Annotated in this window: 21 protein-coding genes and 1 tRNA gene; 14 read left to right on the forward strand and 8 right to left on the reverse strand. The window is 64.6% G+C overall.

Going from position 1 to position 21,545, the window contains the following annotated elements; all coding sequences use genetic code 11:
* Nucleotides 1-196: 196 nt before the first annotated feature.
* The 7 genes from dsbD to purH all read left to right on the forward strand — a co-directional run bounded on the left by dsbD (nucleotide 197) and on the right by purH (nucleotide 8,392).
* The gene (dsbD, locus tag HR9077_RS01105) at nucleotides 197-2,065 is read left to right on the forward strand and encodes a protein-disulfide reductase DsbD (protein ID WP_136064254.1); all 1,869 of its coding nucleotides are present in this window, start codon (nucleotides 197-199) and stop codon (nucleotides 2,063-2,065) included.
* A gap of 322 nt (nucleotides 2,066-2,387) precedes the next feature.
* Complete coding sequence (gene accB / locus HR9077_RS01110) at nucleotides 2,388-2,864, forward strand: acetyl-CoA carboxylase biotin carboxyl carrier protein (protein WP_136064256.1); 477 nt, start codon at nucleotides 2,388-2,390, stop codon at nucleotides 2,862-2,864.
* Between the two features lie 28 nt (nucleotides 2,865-2,892).
* A complete protein-coding gene (gene accC / locus HR9077_RS01115) occupies nucleotides 2,893-4,233 on the forward strand; it encodes an acetyl-CoA carboxylase biotin carboxylase subunit (protein ID WP_136064258.1) in 1,341 nt (446 codons plus the stop codon).
* Nucleotides 4,234-4,359: 126 nt separating this feature from the next.
* Nucleotides 4,360-5,277: a 50S ribosomal protein L11 methyltransferase gene (gene prmA / locus HR9077_RS01120; protein ID WP_136064260.1), complete on the forward strand. Its 918-nt coding sequence runs from the start codon at nucleotides 4,360-4,362 to the stop codon at nucleotides 5,275-5,277.
* Nucleotides 5,278-5,373: 96 nt separating this feature from the next.
* Entirely contained in the window at nucleotides 5,374-6,396 is a 1,023-nt protein-coding gene (gene dusB / locus HR9077_RS01125) for a tRNA dihydrouridine synthase DusB (protein ID WP_136064262.1), read from the forward strand.
* Nucleotides 6,393-6,698, forward strand: a complete 306-nt coding sequence (gene fis / locus HR9077_RS01130) for a DNA-binding transcriptional regulator Fis (RefSeq protein ID WP_136064264.1) — start codon at nucleotides 6,393-6,395, stop codon at nucleotides 6,696-6,698. Before dusB ends, fis begins: the two co-directional genes overlap by 4 nt.
* A 101-nt stretch (nucleotides 6,699-6,799) precedes the next feature.
* The gene (purH, locus tag HR9077_RS01135) at nucleotides 6,800-8,392 is read left to right on the forward strand and encodes a bifunctional phosphoribosylaminoimidazolecarboxamide formyltransferase/IMP cyclohydrolase (protein WP_136064266.1); all 1,593 of its coding nucleotides are present in this window, start codon (nucleotides 6,800-6,802) and stop codon (nucleotides 8,390-8,392) included.
* Nucleotides 8,393-8,512: 120 nt separating this feature from the next.
* On the opposite strand, the gene HR9077_RS01140 is transcribed toward purH, so the two are convergent.
* From HR9077_RS01140 to HR9077_RS01160, 5 genes are all read right to left on the reverse strand, one after another.
* A complete protein-coding gene (locus HR9077_RS01140; RefSeq protein ID WP_136064267.1) occupies nucleotides 8,513-8,716 on the reverse strand; it encodes a putative motility protein in 204 nt (67 codons plus the stop codon).
* 103 nt (nucleotides 8,717-8,819) lie between these two features.
* Complete coding sequence (locus tag HR9077_RS01145; RefSeq protein ID WP_136064269.1) at nucleotides 8,820-10,277, reverse strand: NAD-dependent succinate-semialdehyde dehydrogenase; 1,458 nt, start codon at nucleotides 10,275-10,277, stop codon at nucleotides 8,820-8,822.
* Nucleotides 10,278-10,324: 47 nt separating this feature from the next.
* Nucleotides 10,325-10,861: a hypothetical protein gene (locus HR9077_RS01150; protein ID WP_136064271.1), complete on the reverse strand. Its 537-nt coding sequence runs from the start codon at nucleotides 10,859-10,861 to the stop codon at nucleotides 10,325-10,327.
* A gap of 66 nt (nucleotides 10,862-10,927) precedes the next feature.
* Nucleotides 10,928-11,911, reverse strand: coding sequence for a serine/threonine protein kinase (locus tag HR9077_RS01155; protein ID WP_136064273.1), 984 nt, complete (start codon nucleotides 11,909-11,911; stop codon nucleotides 10,928-10,930).
* Between the two features lie 68 nt (nucleotides 11,912-11,979).
* Nucleotides 11,980-12,684, reverse strand: coding sequence for a ComF family protein (locus HR9077_RS01160; protein ID WP_244612979.1), 705 nt, complete (start codon nucleotides 12,682-12,684; stop codon nucleotides 11,980-11,982).
* A 202-nt stretch (nucleotides 12,685-12,886) separates the two neighbouring features.
* Here HR9077_RS01160 and HR9077_RS01165 point away from each other — a divergent pair.
* Together HR9077_RS01165 and HR9077_RS21820 are read left to right on the forward strand one after the other, a co-directional pair.
* Nucleotides 12,887-12,972 (forward strand) — tRNA-Leu (locus HR9077_RS01165).
* Nucleotides 12,973-13,189: 217 nt separating this feature from the next.
* A complete protein-coding gene (locus HR9077_RS21820; protein WP_168380865.1) occupies nucleotides 13,190-13,336 on the forward strand; it encodes a hypothetical protein in 147 nt (48 codons plus the stop codon).
* A gap of 318 nt (nucleotides 13,337-13,654) precedes the next feature.
* Here the strand turns inward: HR9077_RS21820 and HR9077_RS01170 are convergent, their stop codons facing one another.
* Together HR9077_RS01170 and HR9077_RS01175 are read right to left on the reverse strand one after the other, a co-directional pair.
* Nucleotides 13,655-13,840: a hypothetical protein gene (locus HR9077_RS01170; protein WP_136064275.1), complete on the reverse strand. Its 186-nt coding sequence runs from the start codon at nucleotides 13,838-13,840 to the stop codon at nucleotides 13,655-13,657.
* 118 nt (nucleotides 13,841-13,958) lie between these two features.
* A complete protein-coding gene (locus HR9077_RS01175; protein WP_168380866.1) occupies nucleotides 13,959-14,663 on the reverse strand; it encodes a GntR family transcriptional regulator in 705 nt (234 codons plus the stop codon).
* A 355-nt stretch (nucleotides 14,664-15,018) separates the two neighbouring features.
* On the opposite strand from HR9077_RS01175, the gene HR9077_RS01180 reads away from it, so the two are divergent.
* From HR9077_RS01180 to HR9077_RS01200, 5 genes are all read left to right on the forward strand, one after another.
* Entirely contained in the window at nucleotides 15,019-15,783 is a 765-nt protein-coding gene (locus tag HR9077_RS01180) for an SDR family oxidoreductase (RefSeq protein WP_136064279.1), read from the forward strand.
* Between the two features lie 88 nt (nucleotides 15,784-15,871).
* Nucleotides 15,872-16,864 carry a TRAP transporter substrate-binding protein gene (locus HR9077_RS01185; protein WP_136064281.1) on the forward strand — a complete coding sequence of 331 codons (993 nt, stop codon included), beginning with the start codon at nucleotides 15,872-15,874 and terminating at the stop codon, nucleotides 16,862-16,864.
* Nucleotides 16,865-16,942: 78 nt separating this feature from the next.
* Entirely contained in the window at nucleotides 16,943-18,808 is a 1,866-nt protein-coding gene (locus HR9077_RS01190) for a TRAP transporter large permease (RefSeq protein WP_136064284.1), read from the forward strand.
* Between the two features lie 690 nt (nucleotides 18,809-19,498).
* Entirely contained in the window at nucleotides 19,499-19,903 is a 405-nt protein-coding gene (locus HR9077_RS01195) for a hypothetical protein (protein ID WP_136064286.1), read from the forward strand.
* Complete coding sequence (locus tag HR9077_RS01200) at nucleotides 19,900-20,781, forward strand: DUF1206 domain-containing protein (protein ID WP_136064288.1); 882 nt, start codon at nucleotides 19,900-19,902, stop codon at nucleotides 20,779-20,781. The genes HR9077_RS01195 and HR9077_RS01200 overlap by 4 nt, the downstream gene beginning before the upstream one ends.
* Nucleotides 20,782-20,889: 108 nt before the next feature.
* Here HR9077_RS01200 and HR9077_RS01205 read toward each other — a convergent pair whose 3' ends face one another.
* Nucleotides 20,890-21,516, reverse strand: a complete 627-nt coding sequence (locus tag HR9077_RS01205) for a HupE/UreJ family protein (RefSeq protein WP_136064290.1) — start codon at nucleotides 21,514-21,516, stop codon at nucleotides 20,890-20,892.
* Between the last annotated feature and the right edge of the window lie 29 nt (nucleotides 21,517-21,545).

Here is a 21,545-nt window from a genome sequence, read left to right on the forward strand (position 1 = left end):
CGTCCTTGGGCGTGACGGTTGAGAATGGGGTTTACTCGCAGGGTATCCTATCATGGCGCTGGCAGCTTACCCGCCCGACCAACGCAGCGCTGTCGCCGATCCGCGCCGGCCGGTGCAGGCTCGCCGCCGAGCGGGCGGAACTCGCCGATCCCGCCGTGGTCGCATGCTGGCCCCGAGCCCAAGGACATTACTTTACATGCCTCGCCTGCTGCTCCCGCTACTGACGCTTTTTGCCCTATGGACCATCACCCTCTCCGCACAGGCCGGCTATTTCGACGACGCCCTGGACCGGGAGGGCTTCCTGCCCGTCGAGCGCGCCTTCCAGGCCAGTGCCTGGCGCGACGGCGACACACTGTACGTGGGCTTCAGCAGCGCCCCGGGGCATTACCTGTACCGGCAGCGCTTCGCCGTGGCCAGCGACGCGCCTGAAATCACCCTCGGCGAGCTGCAACTGCCGCCCGGCAGGTCCAAGACCGACGAGTACCTGGGCGAGACGCGGGTCTTCTACGATCCGGTCGTCATGCGTGCATCGATTCATGGCGAGCCGGACGGGGCGCTGCCCGTGCGCGTGAGCTTTCAGGGCTGTGCCGATGCGGGCCTTTGCTACCCGCCGGAGCAATGGTCGTTGAGCGCCCTGCCCGGCTCGCCACCGGCGGCCCTTGCCGATGCCGTGCATCAAGCGGTCACCGATGCGACGGGCACCGCCGCAGCGCCCGGCGCCGGGCCGCGCCAGACGCCGCCCGCCTCCAGCGAGGATGGCCGCTTCCGTGAGCTACTCGCCAGCGCTTCGCTGCCCATGGTGCTGGGGCTGTTCTTCCTCGCCGGGCTGGGTCTGACCTTCACCCCCTGCGTGCTGCCGATGCTACCGATCCTCGCCGCGATCGTGGTCGGCCGGCGACCCGGCAAGGTTCGCGGGCTGGCCCTGTCGGCGAGCTATGTCGGCGGCATGGCGACGACCTATGCCGCCCTCGGCGTGCTGATGGGCCTGTTCGGCGCCGGACTCAACCTCCAGGCGCGGCTGCAGTCGCCCTGGGTGCTGATCCCCTTCGCGCTGCTCTTCGTGCTGTTCGCGCTGGTGCTGTTCGAGCGCCTCACGCTGCGCATGCCGGCAAGCCTGAGCGGCCCCGTCGACGCGTTCCAGCAGCGCCTGCAGCGCAGCGGGCCGGCGGGCCTGGCGCTGGCCGGAGCACTGTCGGTGGCGGTGGTCTCGCCATGCGTCTCGGCGCCGCTTGCCGGTGCGCTGGTATTCATCTCGGTCAGCGGCGATGCGCTGTTCGGCGGGTCGGCACTGCTGTTCCTGGCACTGGGCATGGGCGTGCCGCTGCTACTCGTCGGCACCTTCGGCAGCCAACTGCTGCCGCGCGGCGGACGCTGGCTACAGGCCGTCAAGAACGCCTTCGGCGTGCTGCTGCTGGGGGTGGCTGTCTGGTTGGTCGAACGCTTGCTGCCCGGCCCGCCGACGCTGCTGCTGTGGGCGGCGTTGACGCTGGGCAGCGCACTGGCACTGGGCGCCTTCGAGCGGGGCACACCGCCGGGCTGGCCGCGCCTGCGTCAGACCGCAGCGCTGATGCTGCTGGCCTGGGGCCTGGCCCTGGTTCTGGGCGCCGCCCAGGGCGGCAGCGACCCGCTGCGTCCGCTGACCTCGAGCGGCGCCGTGTCGCACCGCTCGCCAGCGCCATTCACTCGTGTCGCCAGCCTGGCGGAACTCGACGCGCAACTCGCGCGCGCCGCGCAACGCGGTCAGCCGACATTCGTCGATGTCAGCGCGGACTGGTGCGTGAGCTGCCAGATCCTGGAGCGCGAGGTCTTCCCCGACCCGGCGGTGGCCTCGCGGCTCGCCGGCTATCGTCGGATCCGCGCCGACGTCACCGCCGGCGATGCACAGAGCCGCCGGCTACTCGACCGCTTCGGGCTGTTCGGTCCGCCGGGCCTGCTGTTCTTCGACGCCAGTGGTCGCGAAATCGAGGCGGCCCGCATCCAGGGCGAGGTCGACGCCACGTCGCTTGCGGCCCATCTCGACGCGCTCCCGGCGGGACGCGAATCCCGCTTCGACGAAAGCGGCTAGCCGGCCCGACGAGGCAAGAAAACGCTGTTCACGGCTGGCTGGACAATACCGGGGATTTTCGGCAAACTTCGCCGACATAGGCATAAACACTGTTCTCAAGCGTGATCTTGCCATCAAATGACGTGATCTGAACGAATCACGAGCAAGTTAACAGCGCCGTTCGCTATCGCTTCGGCGAACGGCATCTGCCACTGTTCATGCCCGCGAGCCCTTCCGTCAGTACGCCTATTTATCGACGCGGCGGTGGCATGATCGGCGGACTCGGCGCCGGCCCAGGCGAGGCCGGCACCGCTAGCCTCACTCACCGAAAAGAGACACCGACATGGATATCCGCAAGGTCAAGAAACTGATCGAGCTACTGGAAGAATCCAATATCAGCGAGATCGAGATTCAGGAAGGCGAGGAATCGGTTCGCATCAGCCGTCATCCCAACGGCGCCCCCGCCCAGCCGGCGATGTACCAGCCCCACTGGGGGCCGGCACCCAGCCAGCCGGCCCATTCGGCCGCCGGCGGCGAAGCGGCGCCGAGTGCGCCCGCGGAAGCCCCGGCGCCGGCACAACCGGCCGGGCATGCGGTGACGTCGCCGATGGTCGGTACCTTCTATCGTTCGCCGGCGCCGGGCGCCAAGGCATTCGTCGAAGTCGGCCAGAGCGTCAAGCAGGGCGAGACGATCTGCATCGTCGAAGCGATGAAGATGATGAACCAGATCGAAGCCGACAAGGATGGCGTCATCGAGGCGATCCTGGTCGAGGACGGCGAACCGGTCGAATTCGACCAGCCGATGCTGCTCATCTCCTGATCCATTCGACAACTTGGCGGACCCCATCATGTTGGACAAGGTACTCATCGCCAATCGCGGCGAGATCGCTCTACGCATCCTGCGCGCCTGCAAGGAACTGGGCATCCGCACCGTGGCGGTTCACTCCAAGGCCGATCGCGAACTCATGCATGTGCGCCTGGCCGACGAAGCGGTGTGCATCGGCCCGGCTTCCTCGGCGCACTCCTATCTGAATATCCCGGCGCTGATCAGTGCCGCCGAGGTCACCGACGCCAGCGCCATCCACCCCGGCTACGGCTTTCTCTCGGAAAACGCCAACTTCGCCGAGCAGGTCGAGCGCTCGGGCTTTACCTTCATCGGCCCGCGCGCCGAGACCATTCGCCTGATGGGCGACAAGGTCAGCGCCATCGAGTCGATGAAGAAGGCCGGCGTGCCCACCGTCCCCGGTTCCGACGGCGCCCTGCCCGACGACGACGATGCCGTGCTGGCGACCGCGCGGCGGATCGGCTACCCGGTGATCATCAAGGCCGCCGCCGGCGGCGGCGGTCGCGGCATGCGCGTGGTGCATACCGAGAGCAACCTGCTGTCGGCGGTCAGCGTGACCCAGAGCGAAGCCAGCAGCGCCTTCGGCGACGGCACGGTGTACATGGAGAAGTTCCTCGAGGAACCGCGCCACGTCGAGGTTCAGGTGCTCGCCGACGGCCAGGGCAACGCCATTCACCTCTATGATCGCGACTGCTCGCTGCAGCGCCGTCATCAGAAGGTACTCGAGGAGGCCCCGGCGCCGCAGATCGACCCCGAGGCCCGCGCCCAGGTACTCAAGGCCTGCACCGATGCCTGTATCGAGATCGGCTATCGCGGCGCCGGCACCTTCGAGTTCCTCTACGAGAAAGGCCAGTTCTTCTTCATCGAGATGAACACCCGCGTGCAGGTCGAGCACCCGGTCACCGAGATGGTCACCGGGGTGGACATCGTCAAGCAGCAACTGCTGATCGCCTCCGGCCAGCCGCTGTCGATCCGTCAGGAAGACGTCGAGGTCAAGGGTCACGCCTTCGAGTGTCGCATCAACGCCGAGGATGCCCGCACCTTCATGCCCTCGCCCGGCAAGGTCACGCTCTACCATGCGCCAGGCGGGCTCGGCGTACGCATGGACTCGCACCTCTACACCGGCTACAGCGTGCCTCCGCACTACGATTCGCTGATCGGCAAGCTGATCACCTGGGGCGCCGACCGTACCAACGCCCTGACGCGCATGCGCAACGCCCTCGACGAGTTGCTGGTCGAGGGCATCAAGACCAATATCGACCTGCAGAAGGACCTGGTCCGCGACAGCGCCTTCCAGCAGGGCGGCGTCAACATCCATTACCTGGAAAAGAAACTCGGCGGCTGAGCGCTCGCCAGGCGTCTGCCGGGGCTGACCGGCACCGACAGACGCCTCGAGGACGCGGCGCGGCCCAGGGTCGCGCCGCGTGCGTCTGCAGACCACCGACCAGCCCCACGAACAGGAGCCGTCAGCATGCCCTGGCTGCAACTCAAGGCCCGCATCGCCCCCGACCAGGCCGAGCTTCTCGAGGAGCTGCTGCTGGACGAAGGCGCCTCGGCGATCACCCTGCAGGACGCCCACGACGACCCGGTCTTCGAACCCGAGCGGGGCAGCACGCCGCTGTGGCAGGAGACCGTGCTGACCGGGCTGTACGACGATCTCGAAGGCATCGACGCGATGCTCGAGCGCGTCCACCACGGCTGGTCGCTGGCGATGGGCGACGAGCCCTGCCCGACCATCGAATACGAACTGCTCGCCGACCGCGACTGGGAACGCGAGTGGATGGACGGCTTCGCGCCGCTGCCAATGGGCGAACGGCTATGGATCGTGCCCAGCTGGCACGACGCCCCCGACGCCGACGCGGTCAACCTGCGCCTCGATCCGGGCCTGGCCTTCGGCACCGGCACTCATCCGACCACCGCGCTGTGCCTGGGCTGGCTCGACGAGCAGAGCGTCGCCGGGGCCCTCGCGGGCTGCCGGGTGCTCGACTACGGTTGCGGTTCGGGAATCCTGGCGATCGCCGCGCTCAAGCTGGGCGCGCGCGAGGCGGCCGGTACCGACATCGACCCCCAGGCACTCACCGCCAGCCGCGACAATGCCGAACGCAACGCCATCGACGAGGCGGATTTCACGCTGCATCTGCCCGAGGAGCTGCCCGGCGGAGGTTACGGGATCGTGCTCGCCAACATCCTGGCCGGCCCCCTGGTCGAGCTGGCTCCGACGATCGCCGGTCACGTCGAAGCCGGCGGTCGGCTGGTGCTGTCGGGCATCCTCGCTCACCAGGCCGACGAGGTGCTCGATGCCTATCGCGACCGGGGGCTGACCATGCACGAGCCGCGCGAGCGCGACGGCTGGGTGTGCCTGGTCGGCGAGCGCCCGCTCCACGCTTGACGCACGCCGGTAGGCGTCACGTTGGCAACACAGCCTTCAATCTGGCCCGGCAGGTGGGTATCATAGGCGGCCCCCTTGAGCCGAGTCCCGATCACGATGCCCGCTACCGCTTGCGTCGAGCCACCCGCCATAGGCCCCTATCGATTGCCCAACCGGGTGATCCTGGCGCCCATGGCCGGCGTTACCGACCGGCCGTTCCGCCAGCTCTGCCGCCAATTGGGCGCCGGGCTGGTGGTATCGGAGATGGTCACGTCGGACCCGCGCCTGTGGCATACCCGCAAGTCGCGCATGCGCCTCGACCACCAGGGTGAACCCGACCCCCGTAGCGTGCAGATCGCCGGCGGCGATCCGGAGATGCTCGCCGAAGCGGCACGCCTGAATGCCGAGCACGGCGCCCAGATCATCGACATCAACATGGGCTGTCCGGCCAAGAAGGTCTGCAACAAGGCCGCCGGCTCGGCGTTGCTGCGCGATGAAAAGCTGGTCGCGGCCATCCTCGAGGCGGTGGTCGGCGCCGTCGAGGTTCCGGTGACGCTCAAGATTCGCACCGGCTGGTGCGAGGCCAGCCGCAATGGCGTACGCGTGGCGCGCCTCGCCGAAGCCGCGGGTATCCGCGCGCTGGCCGTCCACGGGCGAACCCGCGAGCAGCGCTATGGCGGGTTCGCCGAGTACGACACCATCGCCGAGATCAAGGCCTCGGTGGGCATCCCGGTATTCGCCAACGGCGATGTCGATGGCCCCGCCAAAGCCGCCGAGGTTCTCGACTATACTGGTGCGGATGCGGTCATGGTGGGTCGCGGAGCCCAGGGCAACCCCTGGATATTCCGCGAGATCGATCATTTCCTGCGCACCGGTGAAATCCTGCCGACCGCCTCTCCCGGCGAGCGGCGGACGGTCATGCGCAACCATCTCGACGCGCTGCATGGCTTCTATGGAGAGCACATGGGCGTGAGGATCGCGCGCAAGCATATCGGCTGGTATCTCGCCACCCGCGAGGACGCCAAACCGCTGCGACAACGTTTCAATGCCCTGGACGATGCACAGGGGCAACGTCGTTTCGTGGATGAACTGTTTCGCCAGGCCACGGCACTGGCAACCGAAGGGATCAGTGCAGCATGAACAGCAGGCAAGCCATCACTCCCGAACAGCTCGTGGGCGAGGAAGCAGTGCTTTCCGCTACCCCCACCCCCCGCGGCCAGACCCTGCGCGAAGCGGTCGACGATGCCATGCGACGCTACTTCAACCACCTCGAGGGTGAATCCGTGACCGATCTCTACGCCATGGTCATGGCCGAGGTCGAGGCGCCGCTGCTCAACGCCGTGCTCGATTACGCCGGCGGCAATCAGACCCGCGCAGCCGACATGCTGGGACTCAATCGCGGCACCTTGCGCAAGAAACTCAAGCAATACGATCTGATCTGAACATCAGCTGTTTTCACGGGGGAGCCAGACCGGCTCCCCCGTCGCGTTTTTAGCCCAGGCCCCTCGCCGCCGGCAAGGGCCGATACCGAAGAGTGACTTTCATGGCCGAACAGCCCCCCCAAACTCGCTCCCTGCCGGTCCGGCGCGCACTGATCAGCGTCTCGGACAAGACCGGCATCGTCGACTTCGCCCGCGAACTCGCCGATCGCGGCGTCGCGCTGCTTTCCACCGGCGGCACCTACCGCCTGCTACGCGACAGCGGCATCAACGTCGGTGAGGTCTCCGAACATACCGGCTTTCCGGAGATCATGGACGGCCGGGTCAAGACGCTGCATCCCAAGATCCACGGCGGCATTCTCGGCCGCCGGGGCCAGGACGATGCGGTGATGGCCGAGCACGACATAGCACCCATCGACATGGTGGTGGTCAACCTCTATCCGTTCGCCCGGACCGTTGCGCGTGCCGATTGCACGCTGGACGAGGCGATCGAGAACATCGATATCGGCGGCCCGACCATGGTCCGCGCCTGCGCCAAGAATCACGCCCATACCAGCATCGTCGTCGATGCCGAGGATTACCGTCGGGTCCTCGACGCCATGGCGGCCAATGATGGCGCGGTCGGCAGTGAGCTGCGCTTCGATCTCGCCGTGAAGGCCTTCGAGCACACCGCCGGCTACGACGCGGCGATCGCCGATTACCTCGGCGGCCGCGTCGCCGGGGGCGAGGAAGGCTTTCCGCGCACCTACAACCTGCAGTTCCACAAGAAGCAGTCGATGCGCTACGGCGAGAACCCGCACCAGGCGGCGGCGTTCTACGTCGAGGCCGACGCCAGCGAGGCCAGCGTCGCCACCGCCGTGCAGCGTCAGGGCAAGGCGCTGTCCTACAACAACGTCGCCGACACCGATGCCGCCTTCGAGTGCGTCAAGGCCTTCACCGAAGCCGCCTGCGTGATCGTCAAGCATGCCAATCCCTGCGGCGTGGCCACCGGCGGATCGCTCCTTGATGCCTACGACAAGGCCTTCGCCACCGACCCCACCAGTGCCTTCGGCGGTATCATCGCCTTCAACCGGGCGCTGGACGCCGTCACCGCGCGGGCGATCATCGATCGCCAGTTCGTCGAGGTGATCATTGCTCCCGGTGTCGCCGACGAGGCCGCGGCCATCGTCGCCGAAAAGAAGAACGTGCGCCTGCTCGACGTCGGCGCCGACTGGCCCGGCGAACGCGCCCATGCCCACGACTTCAAGCGTGTCACCGGCGGTCTGCTGGTCCAGGATCGCGACCTGGGCATGGTCGGCCGCGACGAGCTCGAGGTGGTCACCGAGCGTGCGCCCAGCGAGCAGGAACTTCGCGACCTGGCGTTCGCCTGGAAGGTCGCCAAGTACGTCAAGTCCAACGCCATCGTCTACGCCAAGGGAGGCCGCACCATCGGCGTCGGCGCCGGCCAGATGAGCCGCGTCTACTCGGCGAAGATCGCCGGCATCAAGGCCGCCGACGAAGGCCTCGAGGTGCCCGGTTCGGTGATGGCCTCGGATGCCTTCTTCCCGTTCCGCGATGGCATCGACGCCGCCGCCGCTGCCGGCATCACCGCGGTGATCCAGCCCGGCGGCTCGATGCGCGACCAGGAGGTGATCGACGCCGCCAACGAGGCCGGCATAGCCATGGTCTTCACCGGCATGCGCCACTTCCGCCACTGAGGCGCGTGGCCTGGCGATGAGGCACGACAAAACGCCGCCCCTTGCAGAGAAGGGGCAGCGCTTGCGTTCTTGCAGCTGGCGACGGCAGGTTTATCGCGCCGTCGCAGCCTGTAGCGCGACTCAGGCGTAGGTATTGAGCTGAGTACCGACACTGCCTACGCTGGCCAGTTTCGGCTCGTCGCCGACCGACTCCATCAACTGGGCGAGCTGCGCCGCCTGGGTGTCGAGCGATTGCCGCAGCAGCGACATCTGGGCGCTCTGGTCGGCGTTGTACTGCTGCAGCGCAACGGCGACGCCGACGGTATTGTTGATGCTCGAATCCATGGCACAGCCTCTCGGTCAAAAGACGGGGTATGGTTCAACTTACCACTCCCGTGCCGCATGGCAAGGAAGTATTGCCCGGAGCCGTCAACGCTGCTGACGACGTTCACCCCAGATCGAGACACAGGTACTTGGTTTCGAGGAACTCCTCGAGGCCCTGGTGACCGCCCTCGCGACCCAGTCCCGATTCCTTGACCCCGCCGAATGGCGCTGCGGCATTGGAGATCAGCCCGGTGTTGATGCCGACGATGCCGTACTCCAGCGCTTCCGAGACCCGCCAGACCTGGCCCAGGTCGCGGGAATAGAAGTACGCGGCGAGGCCGAACGGGGTGTCGTTGGCCATTTCCACGGCATCCTCCTCGTCGTCGAACGGAAAGACCGCGGCCAGCGGGCCGAAGGTTTCCTCCCGGGCGACCAGCATTTCACGGGTGGCCTGGTTGACCAGCGTGGGGGTGAAGAAATTGCCGCCCAGCGGGTGCGGGTTGCCGCCCAGCATCAACTCGGCCCCCTTGTCGACCGCGTCGCGGATGTGCCGACTGACCTTTTCGACGCCGTCGCTGTCGATCAGCGGGCCGATGTTGACACCCTCCTCGGTGCCGTCGCCGACGGTCAGCTCGCTGTTCATGGCGGCGGCGAGCTTCTCGCAGAAGGCGTTGACCACGCTCGACTGGACCAGGAAACGGTTGACGCAGACGCAGGTCTGGCCGGCATTGCGGAACTTCGAGGCCATGGCCCCCTCCACCGCGGCGTCCAGGTCGGCGTCCTCGAAGACCAGGAATGGCGCGTTGCCGCCCAGTTCCAGCGAAATCTTCTGGACGTGCTGCGCGGCCTGCGCCATCAGCCGCTGCCCGACCTCGGTCGAGCCGGTAAAGGTGATCTTGCGCACCAGCGGCGAGTCGGTCAGCGCCCCGGCGATCTCGCTGGCGCTCCCCGGCACCACGTTGAAGACCCCGCGCGGCACCCCGGCACGCTCGGCGAGCAGCGCCATCGCGGTGGCCGAGAACGGCGTCTGGCTGGCCGGCTTGACGACGATCGGGCAGCCCGCCGCCAGCGCCGCGCCGACCTTGCGGGTGATCATCGCCGCCGGAAAATTCCACGGCGTGATCGCACCGACGACCCCCACCGGCTGCTTGATGACCATGATCCGCTGGTTACTCTTGGCGCCGGGTACGGTCTCGCCGTTGATACGCCGCCCCTCTTCGGCGAACCAGCGCAGGAAGCTTGCCGCGTAGACGATCTCGCCGGCGGCCTCCTTGAGCGGCTTGCCCTGCTCGAGGGTCATGATCCGCGCCAGCTCGTCCTGGTTCTCGAGCATCAGCTCGTACCACTTCATCAGGATGTCGCCGCGCTCCTGGGCGGTATGGGAGCGCCACGCCGGCAGCGCGGCATGCGCGGCGTCGATCGCCCGCTCGGTTTCGGCGCGACCCAGGCGCGGCACGCTGCCGATGATCTCGCCGGTGGCCGGGTTGTCGACTTCGATCTGCTCACCGCTGTCGGCGGCGACCCAGCTGCCATCGATGTAGGCGAAGGGCCGATACAGCGAATAGTCCTGCAGCGATTCCATGATGTTCTCCTTCCATGAGGGCCCCGCTCCGGCGGATGCCCTGCGTGTTACCCGGCCTGCGTGACTCCGGGTGCGACAAGGACCTGCGACTGGCTTGGCATGTCCGGTAACAATGGCGACGTTATGGGCGGCTTCACCAACAAGCATAGCGTAGCAGCGAGTACCGCGATCCCAAGCGCCAGCCAGCCGAGCCAGCGTGCATGCAGGTCGCGCGCATCGCGCCGTAGCCGCCTCAGGGCAACGATTGCCAGGCCCGCCGCGCCGATCGCCAGCAACATCGCCAGCAGGCCGAGCCACAAGCCGGCGATGGCGGTGAGAATGGCGACACTCAGCGCGGCGAGCGGTACCGCGGGATAATCCGCCGCGCCGGGGACGTTCTGAACCCGGGCCCGGCGCTGCGCCTCGGGACGATTCATGACCTGCAACGCCCGCCCTTCGCGGATTTCGAAGCGCACCGCCACGCCCGGTGCGGGCAATCCGCGCCCACGCCAGTCAGCGAGGCCGAACGCATATCGGCTGCCATCCCGGGCATCGATGACGCCTTGCTGGGCGGCATCGTCGAAGCCACTGATCTCACCGTCCAAGGCCATCCTCCGTTACTGACGAGCCATTCATGCTAAGCGTTTCGAGGGGCTGACACCAACCGCCGCTCAGGCCAGCCAGCGGGGCTGTTCCAGCGCGACGCGCTGCTGTTCGAGGGTACGAATGTGCTGATCCCAGTAATCCTCGCTGGCGACCCAGGGAAAGGCGCGCGGAAAGGCCGGATCGCGCCAGCGCGCAACCAGCCAGGCGCTGTGACGCATCAGCCGCAGGGTGCGCAGCGGCTCGATCCAGGCCAGCTCGCGGCGATCGAAATCGCAATACTGCTCGTAGCCCTCGAGCAGTTCGGAGAGTTGCATCTGCCACTCCTGATCGTTCTGGGCGGTGAGCATCATCCACAGGTCCTGCACCGCCGGAGCCATGCAGCAGTCGTCGAAGTCGACCAGCGCGAACTGCTCGTCACGACCGAGGATATTGCCCAGATGGCAATCGCCGTGCACGCGAATCGCCGCCTGCGAGAGCCAGGCGCGTTCTTTCAAGATGCTTTCCAGGGCCTCGCTGATTCGCGCGTACGCGCGGCGCTGGCGCTGGCTGAGCCACTCGCCGACGAGCACCTGCTCGCGGCTGCTCGCCGCCCAGCCGATGGGATCGAGCGTGGGGCGCGTGGCGAATGGCGTCGCCCCCGACACAGCATGCATCCGGCCGATCAGCTCACCGAGTGCGAACAGGTGGGCGGGATTCTCGAGCTCCGGCGCCTGGCCGACGACATGCGGGAACAGTGCGAAGCGAAAGCCCCCATGGTCATGCAGGCTCTCGCCGTCGACATCGCGCCAGGGCGCCGCCACCGGCACGTCGGCGGCCGCCAGTTCGGCGAGAAAGGCATGCTCCTCGCGGATCTGGGCATCGCTCCAGCGGTCGGGGCGATAGAACTTGGCGACCCAGCGGCGACGCTCGTCGTCATGGATCAGAAAGACCCGGTTCTCGTAGCTGTTGAGCGCGAATGGCTCGCCAGGCAGCCAGAACCCCAGCGACTCGATGGCGGCGACGATGCGTTGTGGTGGCAGATTCTCGAACGGGTGCGGGTTGGCGGCCATGCGGGCCTCCTCGGTAGGCGATGCCCGCATGCTAGCAGATCGCGCCCGGCCAACGGCAGCACAGCCGCTCAATGGCCAAGTGGCGTGCGTGCCACCGCCCAGGCCTCGACGTAGCCGGCCCCGGCGGCACGGCAGGCCGTGGCCAGCGCATCGAGCGAGGCACCGGTGGTCATCACGTCGTCGACCAGTGCGACGCGTTCAGGCAGTGCGCCATCGACCACGAATGCCCCCTTGAGGTTGCGCCGCCGCGCCAAGCGATCCAGTCCACGTTGCGAGGGCGTCTCCCGTAGCCGTTGCGGCTGATGCCAGGGCAGTCGCAGCCGGGCGGCGAGGCGCTCGGCCAACCAGGGGCCAGGGTCGAAGCCCTGTTCGCGGGCGCGTTGGGGATGGCGCGGCAAGGCCACCAGCATGTCGGGCCATTGCTCGCTCTCGAGTCCCGCCAAGGTCTCACTCATCAGACTTGCCAGCAGATGGCCCGCGCGCGGGTCGTGGCCGAACTTGAATCGCTGCACAAGCGCCGCGATCTCGTCCTCGTAGCGCAGGCCGATGCGCGCCACGGTGAACGCCGGCGGGCGTCGCAGGCAGTGCCCGCAGTAGCGCGGGGCCGATTCCGGCAAGGGCTCGGCACACTGCACGCAAGCGTGCCGATTCCACGGCAAGGCGATCAGGCAGGCCCGACACCAGGGCGCGTCCGGCAGGCAGCGCCCCAGGCAGAAGGCACAGCGCCCGGGCAAGGCGCGACGCAGCCTTCTGTCAACGCAATCAATGGCCATGGTTGACTTCTTGCCCACACGGCCCACCATGCCCGCCAACTTCAACATATCAACCAGGTTCACTCGTATCATCCGCGAGTCTGCCTCAACCTTAACCGCCTCCGTCGCCATGCGCCACGACTGGTCGCTCGAGGTGAGCCGCTCCTCGGCGATTGACTTGGTCAACGCCGTCCGTACAATACGGGCGTTTCCTGCCTATCCTGCGGATGTGGTGGAATTGGTAGACACGCTAGATTTAGGTTCTAGTGCCCTTTGGGCGTGGAGGTTCAAGTCCTCTCATCCGCACCACTGAAAGCCTTGTAAATCAAGCAATTGCTTAAACAGCATCGCCACGAATGCGGTGCGGCGACGCCTTGCATGGATTGCCCGGCCCTGACCGACTTGACCGCCGATTGCTGAATCCTGCCCGGTTGGCAGGCCCTGGTAGCCGAATAGCGCTTGACTCAGCTCTGCAAAGCCACCATATGGTTAGGGATGGGCATCGCATAAAGACAAGGAGGTAGCCATGAAACGCATACTCGGTGCAGCCGCCGCCAATTGGCTCAGAAAGCCTGAAAATCGCGAGAAGGCCAAGCGCACGGCGAAACAGCTGTGGAGCAAGTATCAGAACCGCAAGGGGCCGCCGCCGGGTGGCAACCCGCCTTCACGGTAGTCTTCGCGGGCTGCGCCCGGGCCACGTGCCAGACGCCGCCATAAATGCCGAATAGACAGCTTTACGAAGCCCCTTGCACAGAGGGGCGAAGGGCGGGACGGCGCGGGAGTCTTTCGCCAGGGCCGGAGATAGAGATTCCGGCTTTCCGCCATCCTAGGCACCCATGGCGATCGTACAGCATAAGTAGCTCCAGAGAGGGTTCACGCCGCCCTCGCAGAAACCTGCCACCTGCCGCGGAAACCGGGTATTTGACCGCCTGCCGGCGTATGGGCTCAACATGGCCATGGCTGGATTGAGCCTGGCGAAGCCATGGCGAACTTAGCGATCGTTGCCGTTGGGGTGCGGCGGAATCGTCTCGTCTTGATACGTTACGTTGAGATCGCTATGCGACCCGTAGCCATGACGATTCTGACTTTCGTCGCTCTCTGCCAGCGCGGTCAACGGCAACAGCGCCGAAATGACGACGGCGGCGACCGGAGACAGCAGCTTGCTGAGTATATTCATGTCTTTTTGGCCCTCCATTTGTTAGCGTGCTATCAATATAGACGCTTGGCTCCCCTCATTGCAAGCCAATCCCTTCGCGGCCGGCCATCGGCCGATCAGGCGCAGAGCTGCCCGTGAACTACGATGAGAAACACGCGCCCTCTTCCAGGGGCTTGATGCCGACATCGAGGTAGGACGGTTCGAGGTCTCGCTCGAGCGGTGCGAACATCTCTTCCATGAAGTCCATCAACAGGTGGGTCGACCTTAGCGCTGTAGCGGTATCGTGCTCGATGATCGCGTCGAGCATGTCCACGTGCATCTGCACATTGTCATGCACGGTCCGCTCGTTGCCGAAATGGCTCTGGTAAAGATAGCCCAGGCGCCGGAAGGTCGTGTGGAGCGGTCGTAACGTCCGCTCCAGAAACGGCTCGTCGGCCGCCTCCAGCAGTAACTGATCCATGCGCTTGTCGAGCTCATTGAACGGGCGAATATCGGTACTCGCCTTCAGCTCCCGCAGCATGCGAGCCAAGTGGTGCAGCTGGTTTCGCACCAGGCCGCTGGCGTTGTCTATCGCCAGTTCGACAACGAAGCATTCGATATCGCGGCGGATTCTCAACAGGCGCCGTTCGCGATGCAGGTCGATCGGCGTAACCCGCACCCCACGTCCGGCACGGACTTCCAGCAACGTGTCATCCGATAGCTTGCGTATCGCCTCGAGAACCGGTGTGCGGCCCAATGCCACTCGCTCCTGAAGATCGGCCATGGTCATCGACTCACCGGGTTTGAGCTCCATATGGGCGATCAGTGACTCGATTCTCTCGTACGCCTGCTCACCCTGGGACATACCGTAAGCTGCTGTTTTATTGCTCATTGTTCAATAAATCCTAATTTCTAATAGAAGCTCATTAGCCATAAGTATCATGGTATATCAAGATATTCACCAATATATTTCTAACCATGGTGCATACGATTAGCACGTCAATAGCGCTTGAGTGGATCATCAGCGACCTTGCTAACAGGCGTTATTAACGGGCTGTTATTAAAGCGAGGCCACGAAAAGGAGCTCGTCATTACACGGTAAAGGCACTGTCTGCTCTCGTCAGACATACACTTTCATAGCCTGGATAACCGTCGCAACGACCCTATGAATCGTTAATCCACAAACTGTTAATGAATCGATGATGCGGGAGAAAAGACAGATGACTCTGTTCGACTTGACAGGCTGTACGGCACTGATCACTGGTTCATCCGGCGGGCTGGGGCTCGCAATGGCTCGCGGCCTGGCTCAGGCGGGGGCCCGGGTCATCATTCATGGCCGCAATCGCGAAAAGCTCGAGTCAGCACGCCAGAACCTCTCCGAGGAAGGCTGTGACGTTTTGACCACGTCGTTCGATATCACCGACGAAGCAGCCATCGAGCAGGCGCTCGACACACTGAAATCCGATGGCGTCAATATCGACATACTGGTCAATAACGCCGGCATGCAACTCCGCCGCCCCCTGGTCGAACTCGAACGCGCTCAATGGGATACGGTGATCAATACCAACCTGACCAGTGCGTTCCTGCTGGGTCGCAACGTGGCGCGCCAGATGATCGAACGCGGCCAGGGTGGAAAGATCATCAATATCGGGTCCTTGATGAGTTCAGTGGCACGCCCGACGGTGGCCGCCTACACGGCTGCCAAGGGTGGCGTGCGCCTGCTGACCCAATCGATGGCAGCGGAGTGGGCCGAACATGACATCCAGTCCAACGCCATCGGTCCGGGCTACATGATCACGGAAATGACCCAGCCGCTGGTGGACGACCCGCAATTCAATGCCTGGATTACCGGCCGCACTCCCTCCAAACGTTGGGGCACGCCCGAGGATCTGATCGGGACCGTGATTTACCTGGCATCGCCGGCGTCGAGCTATGTGAATGGGCAGATCATTTACGTCGACGGTGGCATGTTGGCCGTTCTTTGAACGGTCATTTAAAAACGCAATGAGTAACAACAATACCGGCATGGCCGGACGATCGAACGTCAAGACACAATAGCCAAGGATCAGGATCATGCAGACAAAGCGCGTTTTCTCTCACACCCCCTCCTTGCTCACCGCACTGGCGCTCGCCATCGGCAGCGCTTCGGCGATGGCGGCGGAATACAATGCCAAGCTCTCGCTCGATGTGCCCGAGAACAATACCAAGTACGTTGCGGCCCAGCAGTTTGCCGATCTTGTCCGCGAGCGCACCGATGACAATGTCGATATTCAGCTGTTCGCCAACAGCGTTCTGGGCGGAGAAACCGAATCTGCCGAAGGCATTCGCCTCGGCTCGGTACAGATGGGCATCATCACCAGTTCGGTTCTCACCTCGTGGGTTCCGGAAGTCCAGGTACTCGACCTGCCTTATCTGATCGATGACGAAGAGCAGGCGACGGCGCTCAGCGAACCGTTGACCAAGGAACTCTCGCCCAATTTCGAGAAGCAGGGCTTCCATCTGCTGGGCTTCTCCGTCAACGGCATTCGTCAGCTGATGAGCAGCTTCCCGATCCATTCGATCGACGACATCCAGGGCAAGAAGATGCGCGTCATCCAGAGCCCGCTGCACGTCGAGGCCTGGCGTGCTGCCGGCGCCAACCCCACGCCGATTCCTGCGCCGGAAATCTATAACGCGATGCAGACCGGAGTCATCGATTTCTTCGACAACACGGCCACCAATTACCTGACCAACCGCTTCTATGAAGTGGCGCCCTACTACGTGAAGACCGACCACATATTCGCCATGGGTACCTGGGTGGTTTCACAGAGCTGGTGGCAGCGTCTGCCTGAGGATTACCAGCAGGCAATCACCCAGGCCGCTCAGGAAGTGCAGGCGGAACTGCCGGCGATGCGCAGAAAGGATGACCAGGCCGCGCTCGACGAGACCGTCGCCGATGGCGCGACGATCATCGAAATCGAGGACAAGGGACCCTGGAAGGAAGCCATGAAGCCCGTCCGCGACGAGTTCACCAAGAAGATCCCGAATGGCGAAGCCCTGGTTTCGCTGATCGAAAACGCGGAATAACGAGTCTCCCGGCCCCGTCGCAACGGCGGGGTCGGTGCCGTTGCGTCCTACTGGCGCCGCCCTTCTGGAGCGTATCGGATGTCTGCCTACCGTCTTTCCCTCGCAACTCCCGCACTGGGCATAGGGCGCACCGCCGCCGGGCTGGAAAACCTCGTCCGCTTGCTGGTCTTCGTCATCCTGCTGGCGATGACCGCGGCCGTGCTTGCCGGCGTCATCTCGCGCTATGTCTTCAACGACTCCTTTTCGTGGACCGAAGAGTTCGCGATCTGGTGCTTTACCTGGCTGATCTTCCTGGGCGCGGCACTGGGCATTCGTCAGAAGCGCCACGTCGCGGCCGATTTCCTGCCCGATAGCCTGCCCGCCTGGCTCGACGCCATGCTGGGCTTCGCCCAGAGCCTGGTGCTCTCGCTGACGCTGATCATGATGCTGTTCGGTGGCTATCAACTCGCCGACATGGTCGGCGGCACCAGCGCCAGCCTGCAGTGGCCGAAGGCGATAAAGTACGCCGTCATCCCGATTTCCGGGGTCGTCGCACTGATCTTCCTGCTCGCCCGGGATATCGAGGATAATCGCGTCCTGGTGCGCAACCTGCTGGCGATGGTCGCCGCCGCGCTGATCTACCTGGGGCTCGATCACGGCCTGCTGGGGCCACTCCAGGGAAGTTCGCCGAGCCTGATCATGCTGGCCGCTTTCTTCATGGCACTCGGGGTCGGCGTCCCGGTGTCTTTTGCATTGATGTTCGGGGTGTTTCTGGCCAGTTCGGCGTCGTTCATCCTCCCCGCGCCGGCGGTCGTCCAGAACATGGTCACCGGCTCGACCAAGTTCATCCTGCTGGCGATCCCCTTCTTTCTCTCGACCGGCTATCTGCTCAACCTCGGCGGACTGTCGACTCGTCTGATCGACTTCGCAACCAGCCTGGTCGGCCACCTGCGCGGCGGTCTGGCTCACGTCAACATACTCAACAGCCTGATGGTCGGCGGTATCTCCGGCTCATCCAGCGCCGACGCCGCCAGCAGCACCAAGATCCTGGTGCCCGAGATGGTCAGCCGCGGCTACTCGCCGGCGTTTTCCTGCGCGGTGACCGCTTCGTCGGCGATCCTGCCCAACGTGGTGCCGCCGGCCATCGCCATGCTGGTCTATGCCTCGGTCGCCAACGTCTCCATCGCCCGCCTGTTCATGGCCGGTATCGTGCCGGCGATCATGGCGGCCGGAGCGCTGATGCTGGTGGCCTACTGGATCTCCGTGCGTCGCCACTACCAGACCGCCACGGAGCGCGCGCCGCTGTCCGCGATCGGGCATTCCTTCGTGCGGGCACTGCCGGTACTGGTCATCACCGTGGGGGTGCTCGGCGGCATCCGTTTCGGCGTGATTACCGCCACCGAGGCGGGTGTCGTGGCGCTGCTCTGGACCTTCATGCTCGGCAAGCTGGTGTTCAAGGCCTACGACTGGAAGCAGTTCTACCGCGCCTTCGTCGAATGCGCCACGGACGCTGCCCTGGTCGGCTTCCTGATCGCCGCCTCGGTGCCATTCGCCTGGATCCTGATCGCCGAACAGGTGCCCCAGGAGATCGTCAGCTGGGCAGGCACGGCGGCCGACAGCCAGTTCGGGTTGTTCGTCATCCTGCTGCTGGTACTCGCCGCCGCCGGCATGTTCCTGGACCTGACCCCGGCGATGCTGATCATCGCCCCGCTCTTTTTGCCGATGATGACCAGCGCCGGCGTCGACCCGGTTCAACTGGGGATCGTCATGATCATCACCCTGCAGTTGGGTGGCGTATCGCCTCCCGTGGGGCTTCTGGTGTTCATCTCGTCGCAGATCGCCAAGGTATCGCCCTCTGCGGTATTCCGCGCGGTGGTGCCGTTCATCGCCGCAACCATGGTGATCGTGCTGCTGCTGTGCGTGTTTCCCTCGCTGACCATCGGCCTGTGGGACCTGATCGAATGAGCCGTGCCGAGCCGCCTTCATCGGCGGCTCGGCCCAGGCCAGGCACAAAAAAAGACCGCCCTCGGTGGGCGGTCAAGTACGCAGGAACTATCGTAGATGCAAACGCGAGACACCCTAAGCGGGAGTGTCGCTGGCCCGAAGGCCCGGGGTGGACGCACCTCGTCAGTTGCCGCTCGATACGTCCACCCCGTCTGCATGCCATGTCGATGACGCAGCATGCGGGATAGGTGGCATCCTTGCCGGGGAATCCTTTCCCGAGACACCCTTCCTTGCCCGAAGGCGGTGCCGTCTCATCGCAACCTAAGTCACACATCGCATTTGAGTGAGCAGCGAGGCTCGAGGCTTGCTACGTTGTCGAACGCGTACCGCACCTCGTACAACGCTATCCACCCACCCATACCATTGCCAAAACCATGCCGATAAAAATATAAAACTTTAAAATTCAATTGCTTAAAAAAATAAAACACCTGAAAACGGGCCCTCACTGGCAAGCCGACAGCCAGCTATTCCATTAACCGTTGCTAATATCGGACGCTCACCATGAACATGTCATTAACTTTAGTCTAATCAGCGCCCTACACTGTCTGCCATTGGCGACAGACAAGCCTCTTTCCGCTAAATCGCTGTTTGTAGGCAGGTTGGGGGCCACGTACACTGCCAGGAAAGGCCAGTTATTCAGCGAGGTGATTCATGTTCAGAGACGATGTGCCAGGATGCGGCGTTTATCGGCATACCGATGGCCGACTGGTCAAGCAGAGCAATACGTTGTCCGAACTGCTCCATGGAGAACGTACCGCCGCCTCGGAAACGCTGGAGGGCTTTCTCGACGAAGCGGGCTATACGGCTTACGAAACCGTCGAGAATGTCTATACCGTCTATGCGCCGGAGGAAGACGCCGAGTTGAGCGACGCTTTTCGCCATGCGCTGGAAGGCGTGCGCTATCTGATCCAGGTCGACACCGATCCCAAGGCGCACTTCTTCGTGCTGGTCGACGACAGCTTGGTCGACTATCTCGACGTTCTCGCACTGTTGCAGCCCCTGGCCATTCACAAGCGCATGGCAGCGGAATCCGTCCAGCTCGCGAACGACGCATGAGTCCACACCCCATCGGCCGAGGGTTCAGGTCGTTCCTGACAGTGCTGGCCAGCCTGTTCAATGCGGCCCGCGACCTCAAGTCACGCTCACCCCTGATAAGGCGCCTCGTCCGCGTCATCGCGCGCTGCGGCTATGTCGCCAAGGGCGTGGTCTTCTTGATCGTCGGTGTGCTGGCTTCTCTCGCCGCCACCGGATTGGGCGGCAACAATGTCGGCACCAAGGAGGCGATCACCCATCTGGCCAGCCAGCCTTACGGCGGTCTCATGCTGACGTTGCTGGGGCTGGGACTGCTCGCCTACGCCGTGTGGCGTCTGCTGCAGGCGCTGATCGACACCGAGGACCTGGGTTACGGCGTGCGCGCCCTGGCCGCGCGGCTGGGCTTTCTGATCAGCGGTGGCATTTACGTCAGCCTGGCACTGTACAGCTACAATCTGTTGCGTAATGTCGCTGCCGGCGACTCCTCTCCGAGCGATCGCACGGCAGAATTGATGAGTCACCCCGGCGGGGTCTATCTGGTGTTTGCGGTCGGAGTCGTTTTTGCCGGTGTCGGTCTGCGGCAAATGTGGCGGGCCATCAAACGTAGCTACCTCGATAACTGGCACATGATCGAGATGAGCGCCACCCAGCGCCGGCTCGCCGAAGCAGCGACCCGCTGGGGTCTCAGTGCGCGCGGGGTAGTCTTCATGATCATCGGCGGCTTTCTGTGTGTCGCCGCGGTAAGTACCGACCCGAGCGAGGCTCAGGGATTGGGCGGCGCTCTCAACGTGCTGGCCCGTCAGCCATTCGGTCCCTGGCTGCTGGGCGCCGTCTCACTGGGCCTGATCGCGTATGCCATCTACTGCTTCGTCAACGCTCGCTTTCGCGACGTAAGCCCTTGAGCGACTCGGACCCGAGTCGCTCAAGGAGCAAGAGGGCGTTTCAAAACACGCCCGTGTACCGGAAGCCGTGGGCAGGGCTCGGTTCTGGAACACACTCCAGGTGTCGCTTCAGCCCAGCAGCAACGCCCCGCCCGCACCCGCGATAGCGACGCCCAGGCCGCGCAGCCAGCGGTTGTCGTGGCGCACCAGCCAAGTACCCACCAGGCGCCCCGCAACGCTGATCGTGACGCTGGCAACCAAGAAGCCCAGCGCGTAGAACAACGCCGAAGCGCCCGGGGCCAGTTCGCTACCATGGGCATGACCATGCAACAAAATGAAGGCGATCACCAGCGCCCCACCGACCGACGCCGGCAGCCGCACCAACATGGCGACCAGGAGGCCGGCAATAAGCACGCTGGAGGCAATTCCGAACTCGACGCCCGCCAATGGCACGCCGGCCCACGCCAATCCGGCGCCGGCGACCATCCCCAGCGCGATCAGCAACGGCATGAAGCGGCGCAACGTCAGTGACTGACGTACGCTCCACAGGCCGATGGCGAACATTGCCAGCAGGTGGTCGAGTCCGCTCAATGGATGCATCAGCCCCGCCATGAAGCTGGTTCCATGGGTTTCTCCCAGATGGCCTGGGTGAGCGAAGGCGCTCATGGTGGCAAGTGCAGCGACCGGTGCCACGGCCAGTGCCCATAGGAGGGGACAGCCGCGGGAAGCAGTACGGGTAGGCAGGTTACGAGACATGACGCGCTCCTTGTAAAGGTGTGAAAAAC

Origin of the sequence: Modicisalibacter radicis, assembly GCF_900961225.1 — a bacterium.
Lineage (GTDB): Bacteria > Pseudomonadota > Gammaproteobacteria > Pseudomonadales > Halomonadaceae > Modicisalibacter.

What these genes read in the sequence shown, in the direction of transcription:
- dsbD (WP_136064254.1), top strand. Translation starts at nt 197, where the DNA reads ATGCCTCGCCTGCTGCTCCCGCTACTGACGCTTTTTGCCCTATGGACC.
- accB (WP_136064256.1), top strand. Translation starts at nt 2,388, where the DNA reads ATGGATATCCGCAAGGTCAAGAAACTGATCGAGCTACTGGAAGAATCC.
- accC (WP_136064258.1), top strand. Translation starts at nt 2,893, where the DNA reads ATGTTGGACAAGGTACTCATCGCCAATCGCGGCGAGATCGCTCTACGC.
- prmA (WP_136064260.1), top strand. Translation starts at nt 4,360, where the DNA reads ATGCCCTGGCTGCAACTCAAGGCCCGCATCGCCCCCGACCAGGCCGAG.
- dusB (WP_136064262.1), top strand. Translation starts at nt 5,374, where the DNA reads ATGCCCGCTACCGCTTGCGTCGAGCCACCCGCCATAGGCCCCTATCGA.
- fis (WP_136064264.1), top strand. Translation starts at nt 6,393, where the DNA reads ATGAACAGCAGGCAAGCCATCACTCCCGAACAGCTCGTGGGCGAGGAA.
- purH (WP_136064266.1), top strand. Translation starts at nt 6,800, where the DNA reads ATGGCCGAACAGCCCCCCCAAACTCGCTCCCTGCCGGTCCGGCGCGCA.
- HR9077_RS01140 (WP_136064267.1), bottom strand. Translation starts at nt 8,716, where the DNA reads ATGGATTCGAGCATCAACAATACCGTCGGCGTCGCCGTTGCGCTGCAG.
- HR9077_RS01145 (WP_136064269.1), bottom strand. Translation starts at nt 10,277, where the DNA reads ATGGAATCGCTGCAGGACTATTCGCTGTATCGGCCCTTCGCCTACATC.
- HR9077_RS01155 (WP_136064273.1), bottom strand. Translation starts at nt 11,911, where the DNA reads ATGGCCGCCAACCCGCACCCGTTCGAGAATCTGCCACCACAACGCATC.
- HR9077_RS01160 (WP_244612979.1), bottom strand. Translation starts at nt 12,684, where the DNA reads ATGGCCATTGATTGCGTTGACAGAAGGCTGCGTCGCGCCTTGCCCGGG.
- HR9077_RS21820 (WP_168380865.1), top strand. Translation starts at nt 13,190, where the DNA reads ATGAAACGCATACTCGGTGCAGCCGCCGCCAATTGGCTCAGAAAGCCT.
- HR9077_RS01170 (WP_136064275.1), bottom strand. Translation starts at nt 13,840, where the DNA reads ATGAATATACTCAGCAAGCTGCTGTCTCCGGTCGCCGCCGTCGTCATT.
- HR9077_RS01175 (WP_168380866.1), bottom strand. Translation starts at nt 14,663, where the DNA reads ATGTCCCAGGGTGAGCAGGCGTACGAGAGAATCGAGTCACTGATCGCC.
- HR9077_RS01180 (WP_136064279.1), top strand. Translation starts at nt 15,019, where the DNA reads ATGACTCTGTTCGACTTGACAGGCTGTACGGCACTGATCACTGGTTCA.
- HR9077_RS01185 (WP_136064281.1), top strand. Translation starts at nt 15,872, where the DNA reads ATGCAGACAAAGCGCGTTTTCTCTCACACCCCCTCCTTGCTCACCGCA.
- HR9077_RS01190 (WP_136064284.1), top strand. Translation starts at nt 16,943, where the DNA reads ATGTCTGCCTACCGTCTTTCCCTCGCAACTCCCGCACTGGGCATAGGG.
- HR9077_RS01195 (WP_136064286.1), top strand. Translation starts at nt 19,499, where the DNA reads ATGTTCAGAGACGATGTGCCAGGATGCGGCGTTTATCGGCATACCGAT.
- HR9077_RS01200 (WP_136064288.1), top strand. Translation starts at nt 19,900, where the DNA reads ATGAGTCCACACCCCATCGGCCGAGGGTTCAGGTCGTTCCTGACAGTG.
- HR9077_RS01205 (WP_136064290.1), bottom strand. Translation starts at nt 21,516, where the DNA reads ATGTCTCGTAACCTGCCTACCCGTACTGCTTCCCGCGGCTGTCCCCTC.